This is a genomic window from Rodentibacter haemolyticus, assembly GCF_015356115.1.
Taxonomy (GTDB): domain Bacteria; phylum Pseudomonadota; class Gammaproteobacteria; order Enterobacterales; family Pasteurellaceae; genus Rodentibacter; species Rodentibacter haemolyticus.
Genome location: NZ_CP063056.1, coordinates 174655 through 197662, shown reverse-complemented (window position 1 = coordinate 197662; position 23008 = coordinate 174655). Strand labels below are relative to the sequence as shown.

Below are 23008 nucleotides of genomic sequence, written 5' to 3'. Positions count from 1 at the left end.
TTCAGCTAATTAGTGAATATTTGTTGTATATCAAAAATCTGTTGTTAAATTCAAGTTAAAGTAAAAAGGACAACTTATATGAAGGTGATGGAAATGAATAATTATAAAAACAATTTGCTAAACCGCTTTTTGCATTATCTTTCTTTTGATACGCAGTCAAAGCCTAATGCGAAGCATTCCCCAAGTTCTGTCGGGCAAATGAAGTTGGCGCAACATCTGCAAAAAGAATTGATCGAACTGGGTTTACAAGAAGTAAACGTAGATAAACACGCTATCGTAACGGCTTATTTGCCTTCGAATAGAGTCGAATTGTCCCATACTATCGGCTTTATCGCGCATTTAGATACTTCTCCCGAATGTAGCGGCAAAAATGTGCAAGCGGAAGTGATTGAAAATTATCGGGGCGGAGACATTGCGCTTGGTATCGGCGAAGAATTTATCAGCCCGGTTTATTATCCGTTTATGCACCAATTGATTGGCAAAACCTTAATTGTGACGGACGGCAATACATTACTCGGTGCGGATAATAAAGCCGGAATAGCGGAAATTATGACCGCACTTGAGATAATTCAAAAAGAAAATTTACCCCATTGCAATCTACGAATCGCTTTCACGCCGGATGAAGAAATCGGTTTAGGTATGCAATATTTTCCAATAGAAAATTTTTCTTGTGATTGGGCATACACTATTGATGGCGGAGAAGTCGGCGAGCTGGAATACGAAAATTTTAATGCGGCAACCGCAAAAATTTATTTTACCGGAAGAAGTATGCACACCGGTTATGCAAAGGGAAAAATGATCAACGCGTTGGCATTGGCTTGTGATTTTCATCAAGGTTTTTCAAAAGATGAAGTACCGGAAAAAACGAGTGGGAAAGAGGGATTTTTTCATTTGAATCATTTTTCAGGCGATATTGAAAAAGCGGAACTCCACTATTTGATACGTGATTTTGATCTGCAATCTTTTGAGCAACGTAAATGCTTTGTGGAAAATTGGACAGCAAAATTTAACCAAGAAAAAGGATTGAAACGACCGGTTGAATGTGTGATTCAAGACAGTTACGAAAATATGTATGAAGCTGTTCAGAAAGTGCCGCAAGCCATTACTATTGCAGAAAAAGCGATGGATTTTTGTGGTATTAAAGCTATTCATAAACCTATCCGTGGCGGCACGGACGGCGCATTTTTATCCGAAAGAGGTTTACCTTGCCCGAACATTTTTACCGGAGGCTATAATTTTCACAGCAAACACGAATTAATTTCACTGGAAGGCATGGAAAAAGCGGTTGAAGTAATGATAGAAATCACAAAATTCAAGAAAATGTAAGTTTTGATCTTGATTTTGTAAAGAAATGTAAATATAATCGCTAACGTTTTATCAAGGTTCCTTTTGATAAAGCTAAACTTTAGAGATTTTATTCATAAATTCCTTTTTACTCCCCTGAGCGATCAGGGGCTTTTTTTATGGATTAAATTTATGATCTGAAAATCGACCGCACTTTTCTCTTAAATCTCCCCCCCATTTGCGGTATTATAAACACCAGTTTTTTGTATCTTAACGTTTCTATGGCATCTCAACCAAAAATTAAATCCTCCGACAAACAAACTGCACAAGTCAGCATCCCTCCTCATTCTCTTGAAGCGGAACAAGCCGTATTAGGAGGGATTATGCTAAGTAATCAACATTGGGATGGAATCGCCGAACGTGTGATTGCCGATGATTTCTATACTTTTGCCCATCGTGCGATTTTTCAAGCTATGGAAGATTTAATGCTTAATCAATCTCCCATTGATTTGATTACTCTGGATCAAGCCTTAAAAAAGAAAGGTATTAATGAAGAAGTGGGCGGCTTTGCTTATCTTGCCGAACTTTCTAACAATACACCGAATGCGATTAATATTTTAGCCTATGCGGATATTGTGCGGGAAAAAGCGATTTTACGTGAGCTGATTTCTGTCGGGAATCGGATTGCGGAAAACAGTTATTCACCAAAAGGGCAGGATATAAAACTTATTTTAGATGAAGCCGAGCGTGAAGTATTTGCTATTGCAGAAAAACGCAGCACTTCAAGTGAGGGACCGCAAAATGTCATCACCGTATTACAAAATACGATTGAGCGCATTGATACGTTAAGTAAATCGGACAATCATTCCGGGGTAACCGGCGTAACAACGGGCTTTACCGATCTTGATCGGAAAACCGCAGGGCTGCAGCCTTCGGATTTAATTATTGTTGCCGCCCGTCCTTCTATGGGGAAAACCACATTTGCTATGAATCTTTGTGAAAATGCGGCAATGGCAAGTGATAAACCCGTGTTGGTATTTAGTTTAGAGATGCCGGCAGAGCAAATTATGATGCGTATGATTGCTTCACTGGCACGGGTGGATCAAACCAAAATTCGTACCGGACAAGGCTTAGATGAAATTGAATGGAATAAAATCAGCAGTGTATTCGGTATGTTTAAACAGAAAAATAATCTTTACATTGATGATTCTTCCGGTCTAACCCCAACGGAATTGCGTTCTCGTGCACGCCGTGTTTATCGTGAAAACGGCGGGCTGAGTTTGATTATGGTGGATTACTTGCAGCTTATGCGCGCACCGGCATTTTCCGATAACCGTACCTTAGAAATTGCAGAAATTTCCCGTTCGTTAAAAGCCTTGGCAAAAGAACTGGAAGTACCGGTGATTGCACTTTCACAGCTAAATCGTACCTTGGAACAACGTGCCGATAAACGTCCGGTAAACTCCGATTTACGTGAATCCGGCTCTATTGAGCAAGATGCGGACTTAATTATGTTTATTTACCGTGATGAAGTTTATCACGATAATTCTGAAGATAAAGGTGTTGCCGAAATCATTATCGGTAAACAGCGTAACGGACCGATTGGTCGGGTACGTTTAAAATTTAACGGACAATTTTCACGTTTTGATAATCTTGCCGAGCAGCGTGAATATCATGATGATTATTAAGGATATAAGATGAACGTAAAGCCGGCGACTGCAAAAATTAGTTCGCACGCATTAAAACATAATTTAGATGTAATTAAGCAAAAAGCGCCGAACAGCAAAATTATTGCCGTGGTAAAAGCCAACGCCTACGGACATGGTGTTGTGTTTGTGGCATCAACGTTAGAAAAAAATGTCGATTGTTTTGGCGTTGCCCGTTTGGAAGAAGCCCTTGCTTTGCGTTCAAATGGCATTATTAAACCGATTTTATTGCTTGAAGGTTTTTTTGATGAAAAGGATCTCCCTATTCTGGCGGTAAATAATATCGAAACCGTTGTGCATAATCGAGAACAGCTTGAAGCATTAAAACGAGCAGCTGTACCAAGCCCGATTAAAGTATGGCTTAAAATTGATACCGGTATGCACCGATTAGGGGTGTCCCTTGATGAAGTTGATGAATTTTATCAAGAACTTAAAAAACTTCCGCAAATTCAACCGCACTTAGGGTTTGTTAGTCATTTCAGCCGTGCCGATGAACTTGAGTCCGATTATACTTCCCTTCAAATTAACCGTTTCCTTAATGCAATTCAGGATAAACAGGGCGAACGCAGTATTGCGGCATCCGGTGGAATCTTATTTTGGCAAGAATCTCATTTAGATTGGATTCGGCCGGGGATTATTATGTACGGCATTTCTCCGACGGATATCGTGGCGGCGGAATTTGGCTTAACGCCCGTGATGAATTTGACCTCTTCTTTAATTGCCGTACGCAGTCATAAAAAAGGCGAACCGGTTGGGTATGGCGGTGTTTGGAAGAGCCCGCGAGATACCAAAATCGGCGTGGTGGCGATTGGCTATGGCGATGGCTATCCACGGGACGTGCCGGAAAATACGCCGGTATATTTAAATGGACGAATTGTGCCGATTGTGGGACGTGTATCAATGGATATGCTGACTGTCGATTTAGGTATAAACAGCCAAGATCAAGTCGGTGATGAAGTTATTTTGTGGGGAAAAGAATTGCCCATTGAAACCGTTGCTAAGTTTACCGGTATTTTAAGTTATGAATTGATTACAAAGTTAACACCTCGGGTTATCACGGAATATGTCGATTAAATTTCAAATTAGTTAATAATAGAAGGAAAAACTATGAAAAATATTAATCCAATCAATACTGATGCTTGGAAAGCGTTAAAAAACCATCACGTGGTATTATCAAACCTAACCATTCAAGATTTGTTCCAACAGGAAAAAGATCGTTTTAACGATTATTCTTTAACCTTTAATGATCAAATCTTGGTGGATTTTTCTAAAAATAATATTAATAAAGAAACGCTTTCTCTTCTTCGCCAACTGGCGCAAGAGTGCTCGTTGGATAGCGCAAAAGAAGCGATGTTTAACGGTGAGAAAATTAACCGAACTGAGAATCGCGCTGTATTGCACACCGCGCTCCGTAACCGTTCTAACACTCCGGTAATGGTTGATGGCAAGGACGTTATGCCAGAAGTGAATACTGTCCTCGCAAAAATGAAAGACTTCTGCCGAAATATTATTTCAGGTGAATGGAAAGGTTATACCGGAAAGCCGATCACCGATGTCGTGAATATCGGAATCGGCGGTTCGGATCTTGGACCTTATATGGTAACAGAAGCCTTACGTCCGTATAAAAATCATTTAACTATGCACTTTGTCTCTAATGTCGATGGGACTCATATTGCGGAAACCTTAAAAAAGGTCAATCCGGAAACTACGCTTTTCTTAGTGGCATCGAAAACCTTCACGACACAAGAAACGATGACAAATGCACAAAGTGCGCGCGATTGGTTATTGGCTTCTGCGAAGGACGACAGTGCCGTGGCAAAACACTTTGCTGCACTTTCCACGAATGCGAAAGCGGTTGCGGATTTTGGCATCGATACCAATAATATGTTTGAATTTTGGGATTGGGTAGGCGGTCGTTATTCACTATGGTCTGCTATCGGCTTATCTATCGCGCTTTCTATCGGATTTGATAATTTTGAGCAATTATTAAGCGGTGCACACGAAATGGATAAACATTTTAGAACCGCACCGATTGAACAAAATATCCCTACAACACTGGCATTAGTAGGGTTATGGAACACGAATTTCCTCGGCGCACAAACCGAAGCGATTTTACCTTATGATCAATACTTGCACCGTTTTGCCGCCTATTTCCAACAAGGCAACATGGAATCAAACGGTAAGTACGTAGATCGCAACGGCAATGTAATTAATCAGTATCAAACAGGCCCGATCATTTGGGGCGAGCCGGGAACTAATGGTCAGCATGCGTTTTACCAATTAATTCACCAAGGTACAACCTTAATTCCTTGTGATTTTATTGCACCGGCACAAACGCATAATCCATTAGCGGATCATCATAACAAATTGCTTTCCAACTTCTTCGCTCAAACGGAAGCCTTAGCTTTCGGTAAAACAAAAGATGAAGTGGAAGCGGAATTTGTGAAGGCAGGTAAATCATTAGATGAAGTAAAAGAGATTGTTCCTTTTAAAGTATTTACCGGTAATAAACCGACCAACTCTATTTTGGTTCAAAAAATAACCCCCTTTACTTTGGGCGCATTGATTGCCATGTACGAACACAAAATCTTTGTACAAGGAGTTATTTTCAATATCTTTAGTTTTGATCAATGGGGCGTAGAGTTAGGTAAACAACTGGCTAATCGTATTCTGCCGGAATTATCGGACAATGAAAAAGTCTCAAGCCATGATAGTTCAACCAACGGTTTGATTAATCAGTTTAAAGCGTGGAGATAATTTTAATGTAAAAAATGCGGTCAAATTTGACCGCACTTTTCGTTAAATTTCATTAGTTAGAATATAACCTATTTTTAACAATATCTCCCCTAAGATTTAACAAGAAAATATCTGTTCTAACACGAATTTCTAAAGGGAAAAATTTCCGCGATAAAGAAAGTAACCTGATATTAAATTTACTTGCTAATTTCTCTCATTTACACACGATAAAGTATATTGCTAAATAAAAAAACAGCGTTTTTTTGTTATAATTTTCGAGTTATAAACATCATAAAACAGTTTATCCCGCTATTTGTTTTTTTGGATTTTGAATTTATTGGTTGGAGAGAAAGAATCAGATGTTAATTCCTGCAAAATTAATTTGTAACTATCGTTTACAAAACTGTATACCACGTACCTCATTATTGCAATATCTTGATAAATCAAGTGATTATCCTCTTATATTAGTTCATGCCCCTGCCGGATATGGGAAAACGACGTTGATTTCTCAATGGGCGAATCAGCACCAAAATATAGGATGGTATTCTCTGGATGAAAGTGATAATCAACCCGAGAGATTTGCTACCTATTTTTTTGCGGCATTGCAAAATGCTTTACAGATAGAACTCGAAACCGATGAGTTATTACATATTCCCAAGAATTTACAGACGCTTTTTACTCAACAACTTGCGCAAATTTCGACAACCAGAGAACATTTTTACTTAATTATTGATGATTATCACATCATTGATAATGAAGAGATTCATGAGGCTTTAAGATATTGGATTCGACATCAACCGCCTTGTATGACATTGATTTTGATTTCCCGCTCGGTCCCTCCTCTTGGGATTGCAGGCTTATACGTTCAAGAACAGGTATTGGAAATTACCAGCCATCAACTTTCTTTTAATCATCAAGAAAGCATTGAATTTTTTCAATCATGCTTAACACAAGATATTACGCCTCAGAGAATTATTGAACTTTGTGATGAGGTTGAAGGTTGGCCAACAGCACTTCAACTCATTAGTTTATCGGCTAAGCAGAAAAAAATATCAATAGAGGATGCTGCTAAACGTTTAATTAAACTTAATAATTTTCATATCAATGATTACCTTAATTATGAAGTGCTTGAGCAGATTGATCGTGATACGAGATTATTTATATTGCGTTGCTCAATTTTACGTTCGATGAATGAAACGTTGGTACAACAAGTTACAGGAGAATTAAATAGTCGAAATAGATTGGAGTTGATTGAAAAGCAGGGGCTTTTTTTACAGCAAATGGAAGGAAAAGATAACTGGTGGAAATTTCATCCGCTATTTGCTTCATTTTTAAATCATTACCGTCAATCCGAGCTTGCTGATGAATTAGCTCACCTTCACACTAAAGCGGCAATGGCATGGCTGAAGTTAGGTTATACTACGGAAGCGCTATACCACGCCGTTCAATTAGATGATCGCAGTATTTTGCTGGATATTGTATCGGAACAAGGTTGGAAATTGTTTCACCAAGGTGAACTGAAATTACTTGAGCAACACCTTGATTATTTAGATGATATGAGTTTTATTCAATCTCCTCATTTAATTTTATTAAAAGCCTGGTTAGCTCAAAGCCAACATCGCAATATCGAAGTGAATGTTATTTGGGAACATTTCGAACAAGTGCTTGTAAACCAAAAGATTCAACTTAATCAAGAGATTCAGGTTGAATTTGATGTATTACGCGCCCAGGTTGCGATTAATCAAGGTGATGAAGAAACGGCACTTTCTTTAGCTTCTAAGGCATTAAAATGCTTACCGTTAAATGCTGATTATGCCAAAGTTGTTGCAACGTCAATTATTGGAGAGGCATACCATTGTTATGGTCGGCTTGCTGAAGCATTGGAAATACTCCAAAAAGTCGAAAAAATGGCCTGGAAATATAATATGCCGCATAATGTTTTATGGGCATTATTACAGCAGTCAGAAATTTTTATAGCACAAGGTTTTACTCAGTCGGGCTACGATATTTTGGATAAAGCCACCGCTTTTGTAAAAGAGCATCATCTACAAAAAATTCCTATGTATGAATTTTTACTACGCTTGAAAGGTCAAATTTTATGGGATTGGTATAATTTGGATAAAGCGGAGGCAATGGCAAATGCCGGAATTGAGGTACTAAATAAAGATGAGGAACGCCTGCAATGTTTAGCCGTATTATGCAAAATATCAATTGTACGTGGAGATCTGGATAATGCTTCCCGCCTTTTGAAGCAAATTATCGCTTTACAAAAAAACTATCACTATCATCAAGATTGGAATGCAAACGCTAATCAGGTCAAAATTGTGTTGTGGCAGATGTTAGGAGATATTAAATCTGCTGAAATTTGGCTTTCTCAAACTCATCAACCTATAAACGACAGCAATCACTTTAACCAAGTACAATGGAGAAATATTGCCAGGGCATTAATTTTATTAGAAAAATATTCTGAAGCAGAGAAAATATTGAATCGAATTATTCAAAGTGCTACGAAGTTAAAATTAATAAGTGATTTAAATCGTGCACTTGTTTTACGAAATCGGTTATATTTTATCATGGGTAAAAAAGAACAGGCACAGCAGGATCTAATTCAAGCACTACAACTTACCCGTCAAACAAATTTTATTAGTATTTTTGTAATTGAAGGTGAAAATATGGCACTACAAATTCGCCAATTATTACAAGCTAATATATTAGATGAATTAATTGCACATAAAGCACAATTTATTTTACGTAATATTAATCAATATTATCGGCATAAGTTTGCTCATTTTGATGAGCAATTTGTCAATAATCTTATTTCGAATCCTAAAGTGCCGGAGTTATTAAAAATTAGCCCTTTAACACCACGTGAGTGGCAGGTGCTAGGGCTTATTTATTCTGGATACAGCAATGAGCAGATTTCCGATGAATTACAAGTGGCAAATAGTACTATCAAAAGTCATATTCGTAATTTATATCAAAAAATTGGTGTGGCAAATCGTCAAGAGGCGATTACGTATACAAGAGAATTATTGCAATTAATGGGCTATGATTGATTTTCTTGTGGCAAGATATAATTCATTTGAAAAATGGCCGTATTTGAATGATATAGTACGGTAAATTAAAAAGAAATTTGGTTTAATAAGAGAACAGTTATTTTTTAGATTAACAGAATGAGTATCTAAATATTTTTTACAAAAAAAGCCACCTTATTAAAGGTGGCAAAATAAGCAGCAAAGTAATATTATTTGGTAGAAACTTGTTGTAAGAAAATTTTTCGTGGTGATGTTAAACCTAATTTCTCTGCTTCGTTAACTAAATTTAATGCGCGGTTTACATCATTTTGTTTTAAAGCCTTGGTGACGGCTTGTTTAAAATAAGCCTCCGTTTCTGTATCTACGGCAACAACTGATTTGGTTTTCTGCATCAATTGTGGCGTTGTTTGACCGATTGCTTGGTTAGAACCCTGTTTTTTACCGGCGAAAATATCCGTTGGAATGCCGATAAAGCGAGTGCCATCGGCTGCCGCTACATTAATGCTGATTTCCCCATAAAGACTATGTTTCACTTCAATATCTGAAATTGCCGGTGGTTGTTTGCCGGTGGCTTTGGCGAAACTTTTGGCAGGATGGGGCACTTTTGTCGTTTTTTGCACATCTTTAGCCGTCGTGTAAACTAGTAAATAAATGTAATCCTGATTTGGCGTTGGGGTTAAATTCAACTCGGAGACAAAGCGGTTGGGTTGAAACCCTCTCTCTTCTTCAAATTTAAAATCAGAGGAAGGATAGCGCGCCGCAATATTAAATTGACTATCTAAGACAACGGCATTAGGTACAAATACGTGATCTTTTATAACCGGGCTGACTATACTAATTTCTAATGAACCTTGGTTTGCAGGAATACGATATGCCGCAACCGGGCTTTCTATTCCTGCAAAGGGAATAATAAAGTCTTCTTTTTGCTGTGTATTTAACGTGGTTGTTAATGTTTCGGAATAAGAAACATCTTTCCAGTTTAATTGTGATAACACTGTTGAGTTAATATGATTCGGTGTTGCAGTGCTTGGCAAAACAACTAACATATTAGCCAATAAAAGTGCGGTGGAAAAAAGTGTTTTTTTCATATTAACCTCATAATATTTGAAAGAAGGGGGAGATCCCCCCACGTTATAAGTTAAGTATTACCACCAAGCTTCAAACTGAACGCCGGCGATAAATTCACTGTCTTTTGCTTTGTAACCCGTAGCGGTGCGGACATCTGTATTGAATTTATCATTCCAGTGAGCATAAGTACCGAATACACGAATTGCAGGTCGTGCCCAAATACTTGAGTCGGCTTGCCATTGTTGGGCTAGGGTAACTTTAGTGAGGTCATTTTTTTTGCCACTAGCTTGATCTTTAATGCGATCATATCCTACTTCGACTAATGAACTCATCGTATCCGTCCACTTATACATTGGGCGTACCCCTGCCGAATACCAGGTTTTACCTTTTCTGTTATCTAAGTCGGTTTTTTCATAAATCAATGCGTACATCACATCAATTTTATCGCTAGCAGCAACGACACCTTGGTTAATTAAGCGAATCATATGACCTTTATTATTGACCGAACCTCCCTGAGAATGTCCGGTACTCCAAGAAGTCATTGAATCCGTTGCGTATTGTGCGGTAAATTTATTGAAACCTCCGAAGAATTCCCCTTGAGTATGTTCTAAGGTAACCATATAACCGTTCTTGCTTGCACCTTGTTCACGGGAGGCGTGGTTTTTGGTATGGGAATTGCCGTAGTCGAAACCTAGTTCTAAACGGCCGTTTTCACTTACTTTTAAGTCTGCTAAACGAATATCGAAGACATCGTTATAAACGTTTTGATTTTTCTTCCGACTAGAATCCCATTTTTTGGTTAACGGGTTATATTCCCATCCGTAAGCGCCATCACGCTCCGTGTTACGGGTGACGGCAACGGATAATTTACCAAAGCCTAAATCAATATTTTCAACACCTGCTCCGGGACCGGAAATATCCCAGTAGTAGAAGTCGTTCATATGTACGTCGTGACGTTGATAGAAACGTTTACCCGCCCATAATGTGGCATTAGGTAAATATTCGGAAAAGTTTTTAAATTGAACGTTGATTTCACGTAATGCCGGGCTTGTATCTTCCCAGTCACCTTGCTGATTGACACTATAGGCAACGTTAGAGTCTAAATAGAAAGATTTATTTCCTTCTTTGTAGAGTTCTTGTCCTAGTTTGAATTCTGCGTAGGTTTCGGCTTCATTACCTAAACGGTATTTAGAGCCACCGCCATTAACGGTAAATGCGGTTTGTTCACCTCCACCGGATGTCCAGCCAATACCGGAACGGGCATAACCGTGAAAATCGACCGCGCTTGCGGATGTTGCCATTAACACGCCGGTAACGGCTGTGGCGAGTAGTGTTTTTTTACTATTCATAATAAATCTCTCTTATTGGTTAATTTAGGATAAAAAGCTGTCAAGAAGAACGTTATTGTTTATTCGTATAAAAATCTTATACGCCTATTTCTTTAAATAGGCGTTTACAAGCCGTGCCGTCCTCTTTAAATAAATGGCAACGCTCCGGCACAATACCAATTTCAATTTCATCCCCTTCGTTGACTAAAACGATATCATTTTGACGATAAACAAACACCGGATGATGAATTTCCGGTATTTCTACATGTATTTGAGTTTCATGCCCTAATAATTCGACAACTTGAACAATACCATGTAGTCGAACTTTTGCTTGTGAAGCGGGGATAACATGTTCAGGTCGGATACCCAGAGATAACATTTCTCCTTCATTTACCCCCTTGCCTTCAACAGGTATCCAAAAGCTATGGTGATTAGCATCGGGTAATTCCACTTGAACCCGTTCCGGTTCTATGGCTGTTGCACGCACAGGTAAGAAATTCATTTTTGGTGAACCGATGAAACCCGCGACAAAACGATTTGCCGGATAGTGATAAAGTTCTAACGGCTTACCTACTTGTGCAACGTTAGTGAGCATATTGGGATTGTTTCCTAAGGCTTGTAAGACAACGATTTTGTCTGCTAAAGTCATCGCTTCAACTTGATCGTGAGTGACATAAATCATCGTACGACCCAATTTTTTATGTAATTTGGATATTTCAACCCGCATTTGTACGCGCAATCCGGCATCAAGATTTGAAAGAGGCTCGTCTAATAGGAATACCTCGGGCTGAGAGACGAGTGTTCGACCGATTGCTACTCGTTGACGCTGGCCACCTGATAAGGCTTTTGGCTTTCGGTCTAGTAAATGAGCGAGTTGTAAGACTTCCGCTACTTGGTTCACGCGTTGTTCACGTTCTTGTTTACTGACACCTGCCAGTTTTAAACCGAAAGACATATTATCCGCCACATTTAGGTGAGGATATAAAGCATAAGATTGGAAAACCATTCCGATACCGCGTTTTGCAGGCTCAACATCGTTCATTCGTTTTTCACCGATATACAAATCACCGGAAGTAATATCTTCAAGCCCGGCAATCATTCTTAACAATGTTGATTTACCGCAGCCTGACGGTCCGACAAATACAACAAACTCACCCTCATTTATTTCTAAATTGACATTTCTTGAGATATGGACATCCCCATAGGATTTATTGACATTACGCAGCGATACATTGGCCATAATAAAACCTCATACAACATTAAGCTTTCATAACAAACTGTGCTTTTCTTTTGGGAATGTATCATTGCTTATCTCTGCAAATAAAAAATCATCCTTTTTCTATTTTTTTAAGGATTAGAATAAAAACGTATTGATTTTTTATTTTTTAAAAATTTTTTTTAATAAAAATGGCTTTTGAAATCAATTTTTTGAGGTGGATCACATTTTGTAATTTAATAAATGTGATCTGGTTCACAAAATAGGGCTTAATAAAAATAAAGTGAGATAATTTTGTGGGGGGAGTAGAAGGAAGGATGATAACAAAGGGAAATATTTATTGATAATTGGTTGAGCTAAATGAGGATATCTCTCAAATTTAATACTTTATTTATCAACACTTAAGGAGTGTGCTATGAGTAAAAATTTATTGAAATTCACCTTAACTACAGTCGCAGGATTAGTGTTGTCTTCATCTGTTATGGCGAAGATGACGGAAGGTAAATTAGTCATTTGGATCAATGGTGACAAAGGTTATAACGGGCTTGCCGAAGTTGGCAAGAAATTTGAAGCCGATACGGGAGTATCCGTTTTAGTCGAACATCCGGATAAGTTGGAGGAAAAATTTCCACAAGTTGCCTCTACCGGAGATGGTCCGGATATTATTTTCTGGGCGCATGACCGCTTTGGTGGGTATGCTCAATCGGGTTTATTGGCGGAATTACAACCAAGCCAAGAATTTAAAGATAAATTTGTAGATTTCGCTTGGGATGCGGAAACCTACAATGGCAAAATTATCGGTTATCCTGTCGCCATTGAGGCGTTATCACTTATCTATAATAAAGATTTAACACCTGAAGCGCCTAAATCTTGGGAAGAAATTTTGGAACTCGATAAAAAACTTAAAAAAGAAGGCAAAAATGCCATTATGTGGAATTTGGCTGAACCTTATTTTACTTGGCCGGTTGTGGCATCAAACGGTGGCTATGCTTTTAAATATGTTAGTGGCAGCTATGATGCGAATGATATTGGCGTGAACAATGAAGGCGCACAAAAAGGGTTACAGTTCGTAGTTGATATGGTTAAAAATAAAGTGATTAACGCGGATATGGATTATGCCGTTTCCGAAGCAAGTTTTAATAAAGGTGAAAGTGCGCTAACTATCAATGGTCCTTGGGCGTGGGGCAATATTGAGAAAAGTAAAATTAACTATGGTGTTGCGGTTCTCCCGACTTTAAATGGTAAGGCATCCAAGCCGTTTGTAGGGGTATTAAGTGCGGCTGTAAATGCGGCTAGTCCGAATAAAGATTTGGCTAAAGAATTTTTAGAACATTACTTACTCACTGATGAAGGACTAGCTGCGGTTAATGACGATAAACCGCTTGGTGCCGTCGCATTGAAATCCTATCAAGAGAAATTAGCTAAAGATTCTCGTATTGCTGCAACCATGGCAAACGCACAAAATGGTGAAATTATGCCGAATATTCCGCAAATGTCGGCATTTTGGTATGCGGAACGTAGTGCGATTATTAATGCAGTGTCTGGGCGACAAGAAGTAAAAGCCGCATTGGATGACGCGAGAGCGAGAATTCAAAAATAATAACTTTTCTAGCGGGTGAGTAACCCGCTTATCCCACCGTATAGATAATTGGCTAAAAGTGCGGTCAAAATTTATTTATATTTTAGATTTGGGTTATTTATCTTGCCATATCATATTAATGTAATAATTAATTTCTCAGCATTTCGAGGTGTATTATGCTAAAAGATATTGATTCTGCTCCATCGAAATTCTCCGCTAACCACTTAAAAAAATTATTAATCGGAGCAGTTCTTCTGATCGATTTTTATTTGGTTATGCTGATGTATTCTAGTGGTGAATATTTATTTGCGCTTCTAACTTTAGTAATTTTAACATCGGGCGTATATATTTTCGGCAGCCAAAAAGCTTATTCTTGGCGTTATGTTTTTCCCGGAATGATGGGAATGGTCATTTTCATTTTGTTCCCGCTTGTTGCGACCATCGCCATCTCCTTTACCAATTACAGCGGGACGAATCAGCTTTCTTTTGAGCGAGCATTAAGTGTCTTGACACAACAGCATTATTTTTCCGGCAGCAAATACGATTTTAAATTGTATCCGCAAGAGAATAAACGCTTTAAATTAGCGTTACACAATAAAAATACCGATCAAATCTTTGTTTCTGATGATATTTTATTGACGGACACGCCGGTAAATGTTGTAGAAAAAACAATGCCGAACGGTGAAAGTGCGCCGTTAAAAGTTGTTACGCAAAATCGTGCCGCATTACAAGCAATGACCGTAATTTTGCCTGATGGAAAAGAATTGACGATGAGTTCACTGCGTCAATTTTCAGAGCAAAAGGTACGTTATATTTATGATGAAAATACACAAATTTTAACGAACAATGAGACGATGCAACGTTATCGTGCCAATGATGATAAAGGCTTTTTTCAAGCGATAAATAACAATGGCGAGTGGGAAAGTGAAACACTTGAGCCGGGTTATACCGTAACGAAGGGATTTCATAATTTTGTTAAAATTTTTACTGATGAAGGCATCCAAAAACCATTCGTGCAAATCTTTATTTGGACAATTGTATTTTCGGTTTTAACGGTGGTATTTACCGTTATTATTGGAATGGTTCTTGCCTGTATCGTGCAGTGGGAAGCATTACGAGGTAAAAGTATTTATCGATTGTTGCTTATTTTACCTTACGCCGTTCCCGCTTTTATTTCCATCTTAGTTTTCAAAGGATTATTTAACCAAAGCTTTGGCGAAATTAATATGATTTTAAATAATCTTTTTGGAATCAGACCGGAATGGTTTAATGATCCGTTTTTAGCCAAAGTGATGATTTTAATTGTAAATACTTGGTTAGGTTATCCTTATATGATGATTTTATGTATGGGACTACTTAAAGCGATTCCACAAGAACTCTATGAGGCTTCTGCAATGGACGGTGCATCAACATGGCAAAATTTTACCAAGATTACCTTTCCGTTATTGTTAAAACCATTAACACCGCTGATGATTGCCAGTTTTGCTTTTAACTTTAATAACTTCGTTTTGATCCAGTTATTAACCAATGGTCGTCCGGATATGATTGGGACGACTACGCCGGCAGGTTATACCGATTTATTGGTAAGCTATACTTACCGTATCGCCTTTGAAGGTAGCGGTTCGCAAGATTTTGGTTTGGCAGCTGCGATTGCAACGATTATCTTCTTATTAGTGGGTGGTTTGGCATTATTAAATATTAAAGCAACCAAAATGAAATTAGATTAGGAGAATGATGATGGCTATCGTACAACCAAAATCTATGCGTTATCGACTATGGGCAACCCATGCCGTATTAATTCTATTTATTTCACTCATTATGTTTCCATTACTTATGGTGATTGGTATTTCGTTACGTCCGGGGAATTTGGCACTAGGTGATCTTATCCCTAGTGAGATTTCTTGGGAACACTGGAAACTTGCCTTAGGCTTTGATGTTATTCATCCCGATGGCTCTGTTACACCGCCACCGTTTCCCGTACTACTGTGGTTATGGAATTCAGTAAAAGTTGCTACGATCACTGCAGTGGGCATTGTTGCACTTTCTACCACTTGTGCTTATGCTTTTGCCAGAATGAAATTTAAAGGTAAAAAAACGCTATTACAAGGAATGTTAATTTTCCAAATGTTTCCGGCCGTATTATCTTTAGTGGCACTTTACGCGTTATTTGATCGCTTGGGGCAATACATTCCGTTTCTTGGATTAAACACCCACGCCGGTGTGATATTTGCCTACTTGGGAGGAATTGCGTTGCATGTTTGGACAATCAAGGGGTATTTTGAAACCATTGATAGTTCTTTAGAGGAAGCCGCTTCCTTAGACGGCGCAACACCGTGGCAGGCATTCCGACTCATTTTACTTCCATTGTCCGTACCGATTTTAGCGGTCGTATTCATCCTTTCTTTTATTGCCGCCATTACAGAAGTACCTGTGGCATCATTACTTTTACGTGATGTTAATAGCTATACCCTTGCCGTGGGAATGCAACAATATCTCTATGCTCAAAATTATCTTTGGGGAGATTTTGCAGCGGCTGCCGTATTATCTGCCATTCCGATTACAGCGGTATTTCTCATTGCACAACGCTGGTTAGTGGGAGGGTTAACGGCAGGAGGCGTGAAAGGGTAAAGAATCTCATTATAATCATAATGTTACAAACTCCCCTAAAGGGGAGTTTTTGTTTACTGTGTTAATGAGAGATTTGAATTTTGACTATCGCTCTTTCAAATAGCCGATCCACTCTTTCAATAGCTGCATATTTTTCGCTAATGCGCCGCCTTGGGGGATAAAGTGCATTATATTTAATCCGTAATGTGTCGGTGTGATGCCTTCACCTACACTTGCCGGTAAAACTTCAAATCCTTGCTTTTGAAAAAGCAATGTTGCACGTTGCATATGCCATTCATTCGTCACAAGAACTATTTTGTTGATGTGCTTTTTTGCCAGAATTTCTTTGGTAAAGAATGCATTTTCTTTCGTCGTTAAGGCGCGGGGCTCAATCCATTTTGTCGACACATTAAAAAAATACTGTAATTCTTTTGCGGCAACTTTCGCCTCAATTGCGCCGGTTGGACTGGCACCGGTGATTAGCAATGGCAAAGCGGTTTCTTTTTGTAAATAAGCGGCGTAACGCAAACGTTCTAATTGAATTGCGGTAGAGGCGAGCGGAGCATAGAGTTCTTTACTATCACGCAATCCCCCGCCTAGTAATACAATGGCTTGTGCCTGCTTATAATCCTCAAGCGTTAAATGATCTTCCGTTATTAAGCTGTCTTTTAAGGTTTGAGCGGTGAAGGGAATGCTTAATATATAAAGCAAACCGATACCAAGTGCGGTTGAAATTCGACTTAATTTTTTGAAATTTAATTTTGCGAAGATTAACGCCAACAGCCATAAAATTAAAACATTAAATGGCGGCAGAATTATTGCTGTGACGAGTTTTTTGAGTTCCATCATTTTTTATCGATTTCCACAAAATCAATTTCTTTTGTCCATAAATTGGCGTAACCGGAATTTTTGCCATAGGCGTTGTCGCAAACCCGATTCGGAATTTCAAGTAAGCACGAAAAAATATGACCATGCAGACGTGTTGTCGTTACCGAATCGTTTTGTAAGAAGATTTTGGCAACGCGGTTGACAATGCGTTTGGTATAAGCAAACCAAAATTGATGGAAAAGATCTTTCAACCAGCCCCAATTTTGTTGATTGGCAAATTTATTAATACGCCAGCTAAACGCCAACACAATATCATCTACACGAGACAGAATATCACCCCAGTCTTTCACATTGGCGTTAGGAGACAATGTGGCAAGAATCGTTTTTTCTACATCACTGGCTTCAATATCTTTTCGTAAGAAATAAAGTCGTTCATCCGTGGTATTTTTCTTGGTCGGTAACGTTCCGTAAAGTTCGTGTGCCATATCCGGCGATAAGGAAACCTTTTGCGAAAACTGTTTGAAGGTTTCTTCGGTACGTTCATCGCGTGCGAGTAAGTAGCAATCATTATGTTGGCGGAAAAGTGCGGCTGATTTTTCCAGATTTTTTTGATCTTTAAAATATAGTGTTTGTGGTAGCACGATAATGCGATTATTCGGAAAACGTTGAACCATTTCCTCACGGATTTTTTGGTGCTGAGGATAAAGATCGCCAAAATTACCGCCTCCGTGTAACAAAATAGTCGTATTCGGGGTAATTCTTCGTTTTATTTCGTTAAGATCCACATCAAATTCGCAACGTTTTAAGGTGACATTAATATGATGATCTTTAAAAAATTGTTCTGTTCCGTGATAAATCAATAAATCACCGACATTTAAATGTAATGGATAATCAAGGTAAAACACATCGTTTTTATCTTTGATTAAATCTGCAATCGGCGAAAGTTTTTGCTTTAGAGAAATTAATGTTGAGTTCATTTTTTTACCTTTTTCAAAATATAACTAAATAGGAATGCTTTTTCGCTACGGTTTAAACCAAAGAGCAAAATAACGACAATGAGGACGCTTTCCAATAATACCGCCTCACTCACAAATTCAAAGAAAGAGTAGAGGCGTTGTGTGTCCGACAAATAAATTAGCCCGATTAATAGGGAGAAAACGATACCGATATTAAGCAGATATGTGACAAACTCTTTTCGATTAAATTTAATTTTTTTGTTAATAAAGTAGATTCGATAAATTTGCATAAAAAGTGCGGTCGAAAATCGACCGATAAACGCATATACCGGATTATAGCCAAGTGTGAATAAATAATAAGCGAGCGGTACGGTGCAAAGATCTATTAGGGATAAAATTATGTTGTATTGCTTAATGCTGTTTGAACCGATGGCAAGTGCGGTCATCCAAAATGATCCTGCCATTGCACTGATAAGCGAGCATAACAGGGTGGCTTGTACTAATTGAACCGCATAAATCGGCAAATGATCACCTAGCCAAAATGTCAGCAATGTATGGCTGAAGTAAAGCACGGGGGCAGATAAAATCGCAATTAGATAAAAGGAATATTTTGATGTTCCGAGGATCAATTTTTGATTGCGCTCATAGTCTTTTGTCGCGTAAGACTGTACAAGTTGCGGATTAAATGCCACTTGAAAGTTATTCACAAAGCTATAAACAGCCGTATCCACTTGTGTGGCAATGCCTACCGATGCATTGACAGTGACACCGAAAAAGAGATTTATCACCATATTTAAGCCTTGAGTAGAAGCGACATAAGCGGTTTGCCCGAGTAACATCCAACCGGAAAAACCTGCCATTTCTTTGGTTTTGTTCAGATCTTTTTGAAAACGAAATCTGGTTTCAGCATAAAAGGCACGGCGTGTGAAATTAAAATAAAGCGAGAAAACAAGCAGGCTCACGCAGAGTAAAAGCAAACCGTAGGCGATCAATTTGTCGTATTGTTCAATTTGCATCAAAATGAAAATAGCGGAGAGTTTAAACGCGGTTTCCCCCAAGCCTAACCAAGCATAAAAAGACATACGTTCGTGCGCCACAATCATTGCATTAAACGGCACTTTAATAATTTCAATTAAGGCGATCAAAAGCGCTATTTGATACACCGCATTTGCCGCCTGCATTCGTGTAGCGGGAATATTTAATTTGTGGTTTAAAAACCAAAGCCCTACTGTTTCCGCCAGCACAGTAACGATGAGCATAATAAATAAATGGTTGAGAAGACTTATATTAAATACTTTATTTATGCGTTCAACATCATTCGAGGCCTTTTCCACATTGATAAAGCGTTGTGTCGTCGCTGTCATTGTGCCGTTAAAAAACGAAAATAAAATCACCACCCCCATCACGATGTTGTAAATACCGAAATCCTCAACTCCCAACACACGTAATACAACACGTGAAATATAAAGCATCGCTGCCATATTAAAGAGCATACGGATGTAGAGAAAGAGGGTATTTTTAGCAATGGTTTTGTTTGACATGATCGTTTATTAACTGAAATTTTGAGGGATTATAGTTTTGTTCTCCGTAGTGAACAAGTACGGGCATAAATTTTAATCTCTACTTTCATTTAAAAATCACCTCTGTACAGAGTTTATATAACGCCGAAAAACACGATCATTTTTGACCGCACTTTATTTTTCAGAACCAATGCCAATCTCTCTTAATCTTTAGTATAATCGACGACCTTTTATGCAACTATTTGAGATTTTTCTAATCAAATAGGCGGTATAAATTAATCGAGATAATTATGAATAAATATTTGATTTCCCTTGATAAAGATGTGCAACGCCGTGAGCTTTTTTTCTCACAACCGGATACGGCGGGTTTTCGCATTTTTCCTGCGCTGAATACGATGCAGCTTGAGTGGGGCGAGCTGGACGAACAATTCGATTTATCTAAGTTTGAACGGCAATACGGGCGTAAAGTCACCAAGGGTGAGATTGGTTGTACCCTAAGTCATTTGGAGGTATATCGTTTGATTGTGGCGGATGAAAACGTCGCTGAAGATGATTATGCCCTCATCTGTGAAGATGATGCGCTGTTTGCGCCAAATTTTCAGAAAAATTTGACCGCACTTTTATCGCAAAAAGATGAAATGCCTATTATTTTGATCGGACAATCAAAAATTGCGACTTTTGATGATTCGGAATTAGAAATTAATTATCCGACAACTTTCTCTTTTTTTCGTCATAAAGTGGGCGATGTAACTTATGCTTATCCTTATAAAAGTTATTTTGCCGGCACAGTGGGGTATTTAATTAAAAAATCGGCAGCCCGTATTTTTTTAAAGCAACTTGAACAAGTTAAACCTTTTTGGCTTGCCGATGATTTTTTATTATTTGAAATGCAGTTTGCTTTACAAAACCAAGTGGTGCGTCCTTTAATGGTGATTGAAAACCCGAAGTTAACGAGCAATTTAGAAGCGATTCGCGGTTCTCAAGCGAATAATTTAGTGAAAAAATTGATTAAATATCCGCTGAAAAAATTAATGGCGATTCAGAAAAATTTAGGAAAATAAATGACCGCACTTTTTAACTTTTTCTATATTTACGATCCTTGGCTTTTTCACGTAGTGCGTATGTCGGTTGTGGCAGGTTTAGCGGCTGTTATTCTGTTGGTGTATCGTTATATGAAAAAGCAATGTACACAAGGGATTATTATTCCCTTGGATAGCCTTGCGGTACTTGTCGGGTTGATTGTACTGAGTGTAATTCCGTTATTGATAAACGATTCGCGCGATCTTTCCGTCATTATGATGTATTTAAAGGCGCTGATTTTATTTATCTTTGGTATTGGGCTTTATAACACATTTTATGCCGTGCCTAATGGGCAGCGACTTATGGTGCGGGATCTTCAAATTGGTGTGATTATACAGTTTGTGCTAGGAGCGGCTGCATTATTCGGCGTTTCATTTTTAGTGGATTTTCTGCTTTCTACCAATGCCGTTTTGCCGGCACGGTTTTATGGTTCCGAACAGGAATATCGCCTCTATAACCTAACCGCAACGGCATTTTTTCAATTAAGTTTGTTTTACCTCGTTTTGTTCCATTTTTTACTGGCTTACAACGCAAAACATAATGTTATTCCGAGCGTCTTTGTATTTTTGATATTGTGTATCGGGCTGATTTCAGGCAGGACTTTTTTGTTGCTTTCCGTTGTGAGCATCGCCGTATATTTTAAATGGCGATATGTTCCTTCCTTGATTACTTTTGCAGTATTGGTGCTTGGGCTTGCCTATTTCTTACCGCAAAATCCTTATGTCGCACACGCTTTAGAGCCTGTTATCAATCTGCTTCATGGTGCCGGTTTGGTGAGTTCTTCCACGGATACTTTAATGAAAAATCACTTATTCTTGCCAACTTTGAAGCAATTTATCACAGGCGATGGGATGTATATGACGGGGCAGTCGGAAGTGGGACGTTATTATGGCAATACGGATTCCGGTTTCTTACGCCAAATTTTGTATGGCGGCGTGTTTTATGTTTTAGTGTGTTTTTTCGTCTCATTTTATTTTGTGCGAAAAGTTGCGTTGAATTGGTTTGACGGTAGTTGGAAATTTATTCTTTCCACATTTATTATTCTCACAGCCTGTAATGTAAAAGCCGATACTTTTGCCTTCCCGGGGATTATGTTTATTATGTTGATGTTTTTGTCATTATTCGGCTCGCAGGGTAAACAATGGATTTTCTTAAAACAAAAGGAGGCAAAGTATGTTTAGCATTATCGTGCCGTCTTATAATCGAAAAGAAGAAATTCCGGCATTGCTGGAAAGTTTGGAGAAGCAAAGCGTTCATCATTTTGAAGTAGTGATTGTAGATGATTGTTCAAAAGAACCTGTCGTGCTGAACAAAATCTATCCTTTTGAAGTACGTATTATTCGTAATGAAATCAATCAGGGGGCGGCTGAAAGCCGTAATATCGGCGCACGCATGGCAAAGGCTGAATGGCTGCTATTTTTAGATGATGATGATCGTTTTGTTCATCACAAATGCGAATATTTGGCGAAGATTATTACTACTCACCCTGATATCAACTTTATTTATCATCCGGCAAAATGTGAAATGGTGAATGAAGGCTTTAGTTATGTAACACATCCGATTGAACCGCAAGAGATTAGTATTGAACGTCTTTTACTTGCCAACAAAATCGGTGGAATGCCGATGATTGCGGTGAAGAAAGCGCTTTTCTTAAAAATAGGCGGATTATCGACCGCACTTCGTTCACTGGAAGATTATGATTTTTTATTGAAATTAATAAAAGAACCGGGTTTCAAGCCTTATAAAATAGATGAGCCGCTAACTCATTGCACATTTCATACAAAACGTTCCAGCGTTTCAACGGATACCACTCATACACAAAAAGCCATTGATTATATTCAAGCGAATTATATTGAAACAGCAGAACAGGCACGCAATTTTGCCGTTAATGCACAATATATGCTAGCGTATCCGCACGTGATGAATTTATCGCGACAAGCGGCAAAATATTATTTTGAGATTTTTAAACAAACGAAAAGTATTAAATCCTTGATCATTGCATTGGTGGTATATATTTCCCCCAAATTGGCAATTCATTTGAAGCGTTTTGTATAAATTGGGTAGC

17 protein-coding genes are annotated in these 23008 nt (G+C 38.4%); 11 read left to right on the top strand and 6 right to left on the bottom strand.

The annotated features are described in order from the left end of the window. The first annotated feature begins 87 nt into the window (after positions 1-87). From pepT to malT, 5 genes are all read left to right on the top strand, one after another. Positions 88-1326 carry a peptidase T gene (gene pepT / locus IHV77_RS00975; RefSeq protein WP_194813183.1) on the top strand — a complete coding sequence of 413 codons (1239 nt, stop codon included), beginning with the start codon at positions 88-90 and terminating at the stop codon, positions 1324-1326. Between the two features lie 239 nt (positions 1327-1565). After that, positions 1566-2972 carry a replicative DNA helicase gene (locus IHV77_RS00970; RefSeq protein WP_194812310.1) on the top strand — a complete coding sequence of 469 codons (1407 nt, stop codon included), beginning with the start codon at positions 1566-1568 and terminating at the stop codon, positions 2970-2972. Positions 2973-2981: 9 nt separating this feature from the next. Continuing rightward, positions 2982-4064 carry an alanine racemase gene (gene alr, locus IHV77_RS00965; RefSeq protein WP_194812309.1) on the top strand — a complete coding sequence of 361 codons (1083 nt, stop codon included), beginning with the start codon at positions 2982-2984 and terminating at the stop codon, positions 4062-4064. 33 nt (positions 4065-4097) lie between these two features. Then, complete coding sequence (gene pgi, locus IHV77_RS00960; RefSeq protein WP_194812308.1) at positions 4098-5747, top strand: glucose-6-phosphate isomerase; 1650 nt, start codon at positions 4098-4100, stop codon at positions 5745-5747. 338 nt (positions 5748-6085) lie between these two features. Then, entirely contained in the window at positions 6086-8782 is a 2697-nt protein-coding gene (malT, locus tag IHV77_RS00955; RefSeq protein WP_194812307.1) for an HTH-type transcriptional regulator MalT, read from the top strand. Positions 8783-8970: 188 nt separating this feature from the next. Here the strand turns inward: malT and malM are convergent, their stop codons facing one another. The 3 genes from malM to malK form a co-directional block, all read right to left on the bottom strand. Beyond that, entirely contained in the window at positions 8971-9849 is an 879-nt protein-coding gene (gene malM / locus IHV77_RS00950) for a maltose operon protein MalM (protein WP_194812306.1), read from the bottom strand. A gap of 57 nt (positions 9850-9906) precedes the next feature. Further along, a complete protein-coding gene (locus IHV77_RS00945) occupies positions 9907-11178 on the bottom strand; it encodes a maltoporin (RefSeq protein WP_194812305.1) in 1272 nt (423 codons plus the stop codon). Positions 11179-11254: 76 nt separating this feature from the next. Continuing rightward, positions 11255-12397: a maltose/maltodextrin ABC transporter ATP-binding protein MalK gene (gene malK / locus IHV77_RS00940; protein ID WP_194812304.1), complete on the bottom strand. Its 1143-nt coding sequence runs from the start codon at positions 12395-12397 to the stop codon at positions 11255-11257. Positions 12398-12788: 391 nt separating this feature from the next. On the opposite strand from malK, the gene malE reads away from it, so the two are divergent. The 3 genes from malE (at position 12789) to malG (ending at position 16580) form a co-directional block, all read left to right on the top strand. Continuing rightward, complete coding sequence (gene malE, locus IHV77_RS00935; RefSeq protein WP_194812303.1) at positions 12789-13973, top strand: maltose/maltodextrin ABC transporter substrate-binding protein MalE; 1185 nt, start codon at positions 12789-12791, stop codon at positions 13971-13973. Between the two features lie 155 nt (positions 13974-14128). Then, entirely contained in the window at positions 14129-15679 is a 1551-nt protein-coding gene (gene malF, locus IHV77_RS00930; RefSeq protein ID WP_408635270.1) for a maltose ABC transporter permease MalF, read from the top strand. A 10-nt stretch (positions 15680-15689) separates the two neighbouring features. Then, positions 15690-16580: a maltose ABC transporter permease MalG gene (gene malG, locus IHV77_RS00925; RefSeq protein ID WP_194812302.1), complete on the top strand. Its 891-nt coding sequence runs from the start codon at positions 15690-15692 to the stop codon at positions 16578-16580. A gap of 84 nt (positions 16581-16664) precedes the next feature. Here the strand turns inward: malG and IHV77_RS00920 are convergent, their stop codons facing one another. From IHV77_RS00920 to IHV77_RS00910, 3 genes are read right to left on the bottom strand one after another with little or no spacing between them, the layout of a single operon-like run. After that, on the bottom strand, positions 16665-17408 hold the full coding sequence (locus tag IHV77_RS00920) for a YdcF family protein (protein WP_194812301.1): 744 nt from the start codon (positions 17406-17408) through the stop codon (positions 16665-16667). Then, on the bottom strand, positions 17405-18364 hold the full coding sequence (locus IHV77_RS00915) for a polysaccharide pyruvyl transferase family protein (RefSeq protein WP_194812300.1): 960 nt from the start codon (positions 18362-18364) through the stop codon (positions 17405-17407). Before IHV77_RS00915 ends, IHV77_RS00920 begins: the two co-directional genes overlap by 4 nt. Next, positions 18361-19884, bottom strand: coding sequence for an MATE family efflux transporter (locus IHV77_RS00910; protein ID WP_194812299.1), 1524 nt, complete (start codon positions 19882-19884; stop codon positions 18361-18363). Before IHV77_RS00910 ends, IHV77_RS00915 begins: the two co-directional genes overlap by 4 nt. 269 nt (positions 19885-20153) lie before the next feature. On the opposite strand from IHV77_RS00910, the gene IHV77_RS00905 reads away from it, so the two are divergent. Genes IHV77_RS00905 through IHV77_RS00895 form a run of 3 tightly spaced genes read left to right on the top strand, consistent with a single transcriptional unit; the run spans position 20154 to position 22998 of the window. Next, entirely contained in the window at positions 20154-20924 is a 771-nt protein-coding gene (locus tag IHV77_RS00905) for a glycosyltransferase family 25 protein (protein ID WP_269902542.1), read from the top strand. Then, positions 20925-22124, top strand: a complete 1200-nt coding sequence (locus tag IHV77_RS00900; RefSeq protein ID WP_194812298.1) for a hypothetical protein — start codon at positions 20925-20927, stop codon at positions 22122-22124. Further along, positions 22117-22998, top strand: a complete 882-nt coding sequence (locus IHV77_RS00895) for a glycosyltransferase family 2 protein (protein ID WP_194812297.1) — start codon at positions 22117-22119, stop codon at positions 22996-22998. The genes IHV77_RS00900 and IHV77_RS00895 overlap by 8 nt, the downstream gene beginning before the upstream one ends. Positions 22999-23008: the final 10 nt, after the last annotated feature.

Excerpts from the sequence above, each read along its gene's own strand:
- pepT (WP_194813183.1), top strand. The coding sequence starts at position 88 with ATGGAAATGAATAATTATAAAAACAATTTGCTAAACCGCTTTTTGCAT.
- IHV77_RS00970 (WP_194812310.1), top strand. The coding sequence starts at position 1,566 with ATGGCATCTCAACCAAAAATTAAATCCTCCGACAAACAAACTGCACAA.
- alr (WP_194812309.1), top strand. The coding sequence starts at position 2,982 with ATGAACGTAAAGCCGGCGACTGCAAAAATTAGTTCGCACGCATTAAAA.
- pgi (WP_194812308.1), top strand. The coding sequence starts at position 4,098 with ATGAAAAATATTAATCCAATCAATACTGATGCTTGGAAAGCGTTAAAA.
- malT (WP_194812307.1), top strand. The coding sequence starts at position 6,086 with ATGTTAATTCCTGCAAAATTAATTTGTAACTATCGTTTACAAAACTGT.
- malM (WP_194812306.1), bottom strand. The coding sequence starts at position 9,849 with ATGAAAAAAACACTTTTTTCCACCGCACTTTTATTGGCTAATATGTTA.
- IHV77_RS00945 (WP_194812305.1), bottom strand. The coding sequence starts at position 11,178 with ATGAATAGTAAAAAAACACTACTCGCCACAGCCGTTACCGGCGTGTTA.
- malK (WP_194812304.1), bottom strand. The coding sequence starts at position 12,397 with ATGGCCAATGTATCGCTGCGTAATGTCAATAAATCCTATGGGGATGTC.
- malE (WP_194812303.1), top strand. The coding sequence starts at position 12,789 with ATGAGTAAAAATTTATTGAAATTCACCTTAACTACAGTCGCAGGATTA.
- malF (WP_408635270.1), top strand. The coding sequence starts at position 14,129 with ATGCTAAAAGATATTGATTCTGCTCCATCGAAATTCTCCGCTAACCAC.
- malG (WP_194812302.1), top strand. The coding sequence starts at position 15,690 with ATGGCTATCGTACAACCAAAATCTATGCGTTATCGACTATGGGCAACC.
- IHV77_RS00920 (WP_194812301.1), bottom strand. The coding sequence starts at position 17,408 with ATGATGGAACTCAAAAAACTCGTCACAGCAATAATTCTGCCGCCATTT.
- IHV77_RS00915 (WP_194812300.1), bottom strand. The coding sequence starts at position 18,364 with ATGAACTCAACATTAATTTCTCTAAAGCAAAAACTTTCGCCGATTGCA.
- IHV77_RS00910 (WP_194812299.1), bottom strand. The coding sequence starts at position 19,884 with ATGTCAAACAAAACCATTGCTAAAAATACCCTCTTTCTCTACATCCGT.
- IHV77_RS00905 (WP_269902542.1), top strand. The coding sequence starts at position 20,154 with ATGAATAAATATTTGATTTCCCTTGATAAAGATGTGCAACGCCGTGAG.
- IHV77_RS00900 (WP_194812298.1), top strand. The coding sequence starts at position 20,925 with ATGACCGCACTTTTTAACTTTTTCTATATTTACGATCCTTGGCTTTTT.
- IHV77_RS00895 (WP_194812297.1), top strand. The coding sequence starts at position 22,117 with ATGTTTAGCATTATCGTGCCGTCTTATAATCGAAAAGAAGAAATTCCG.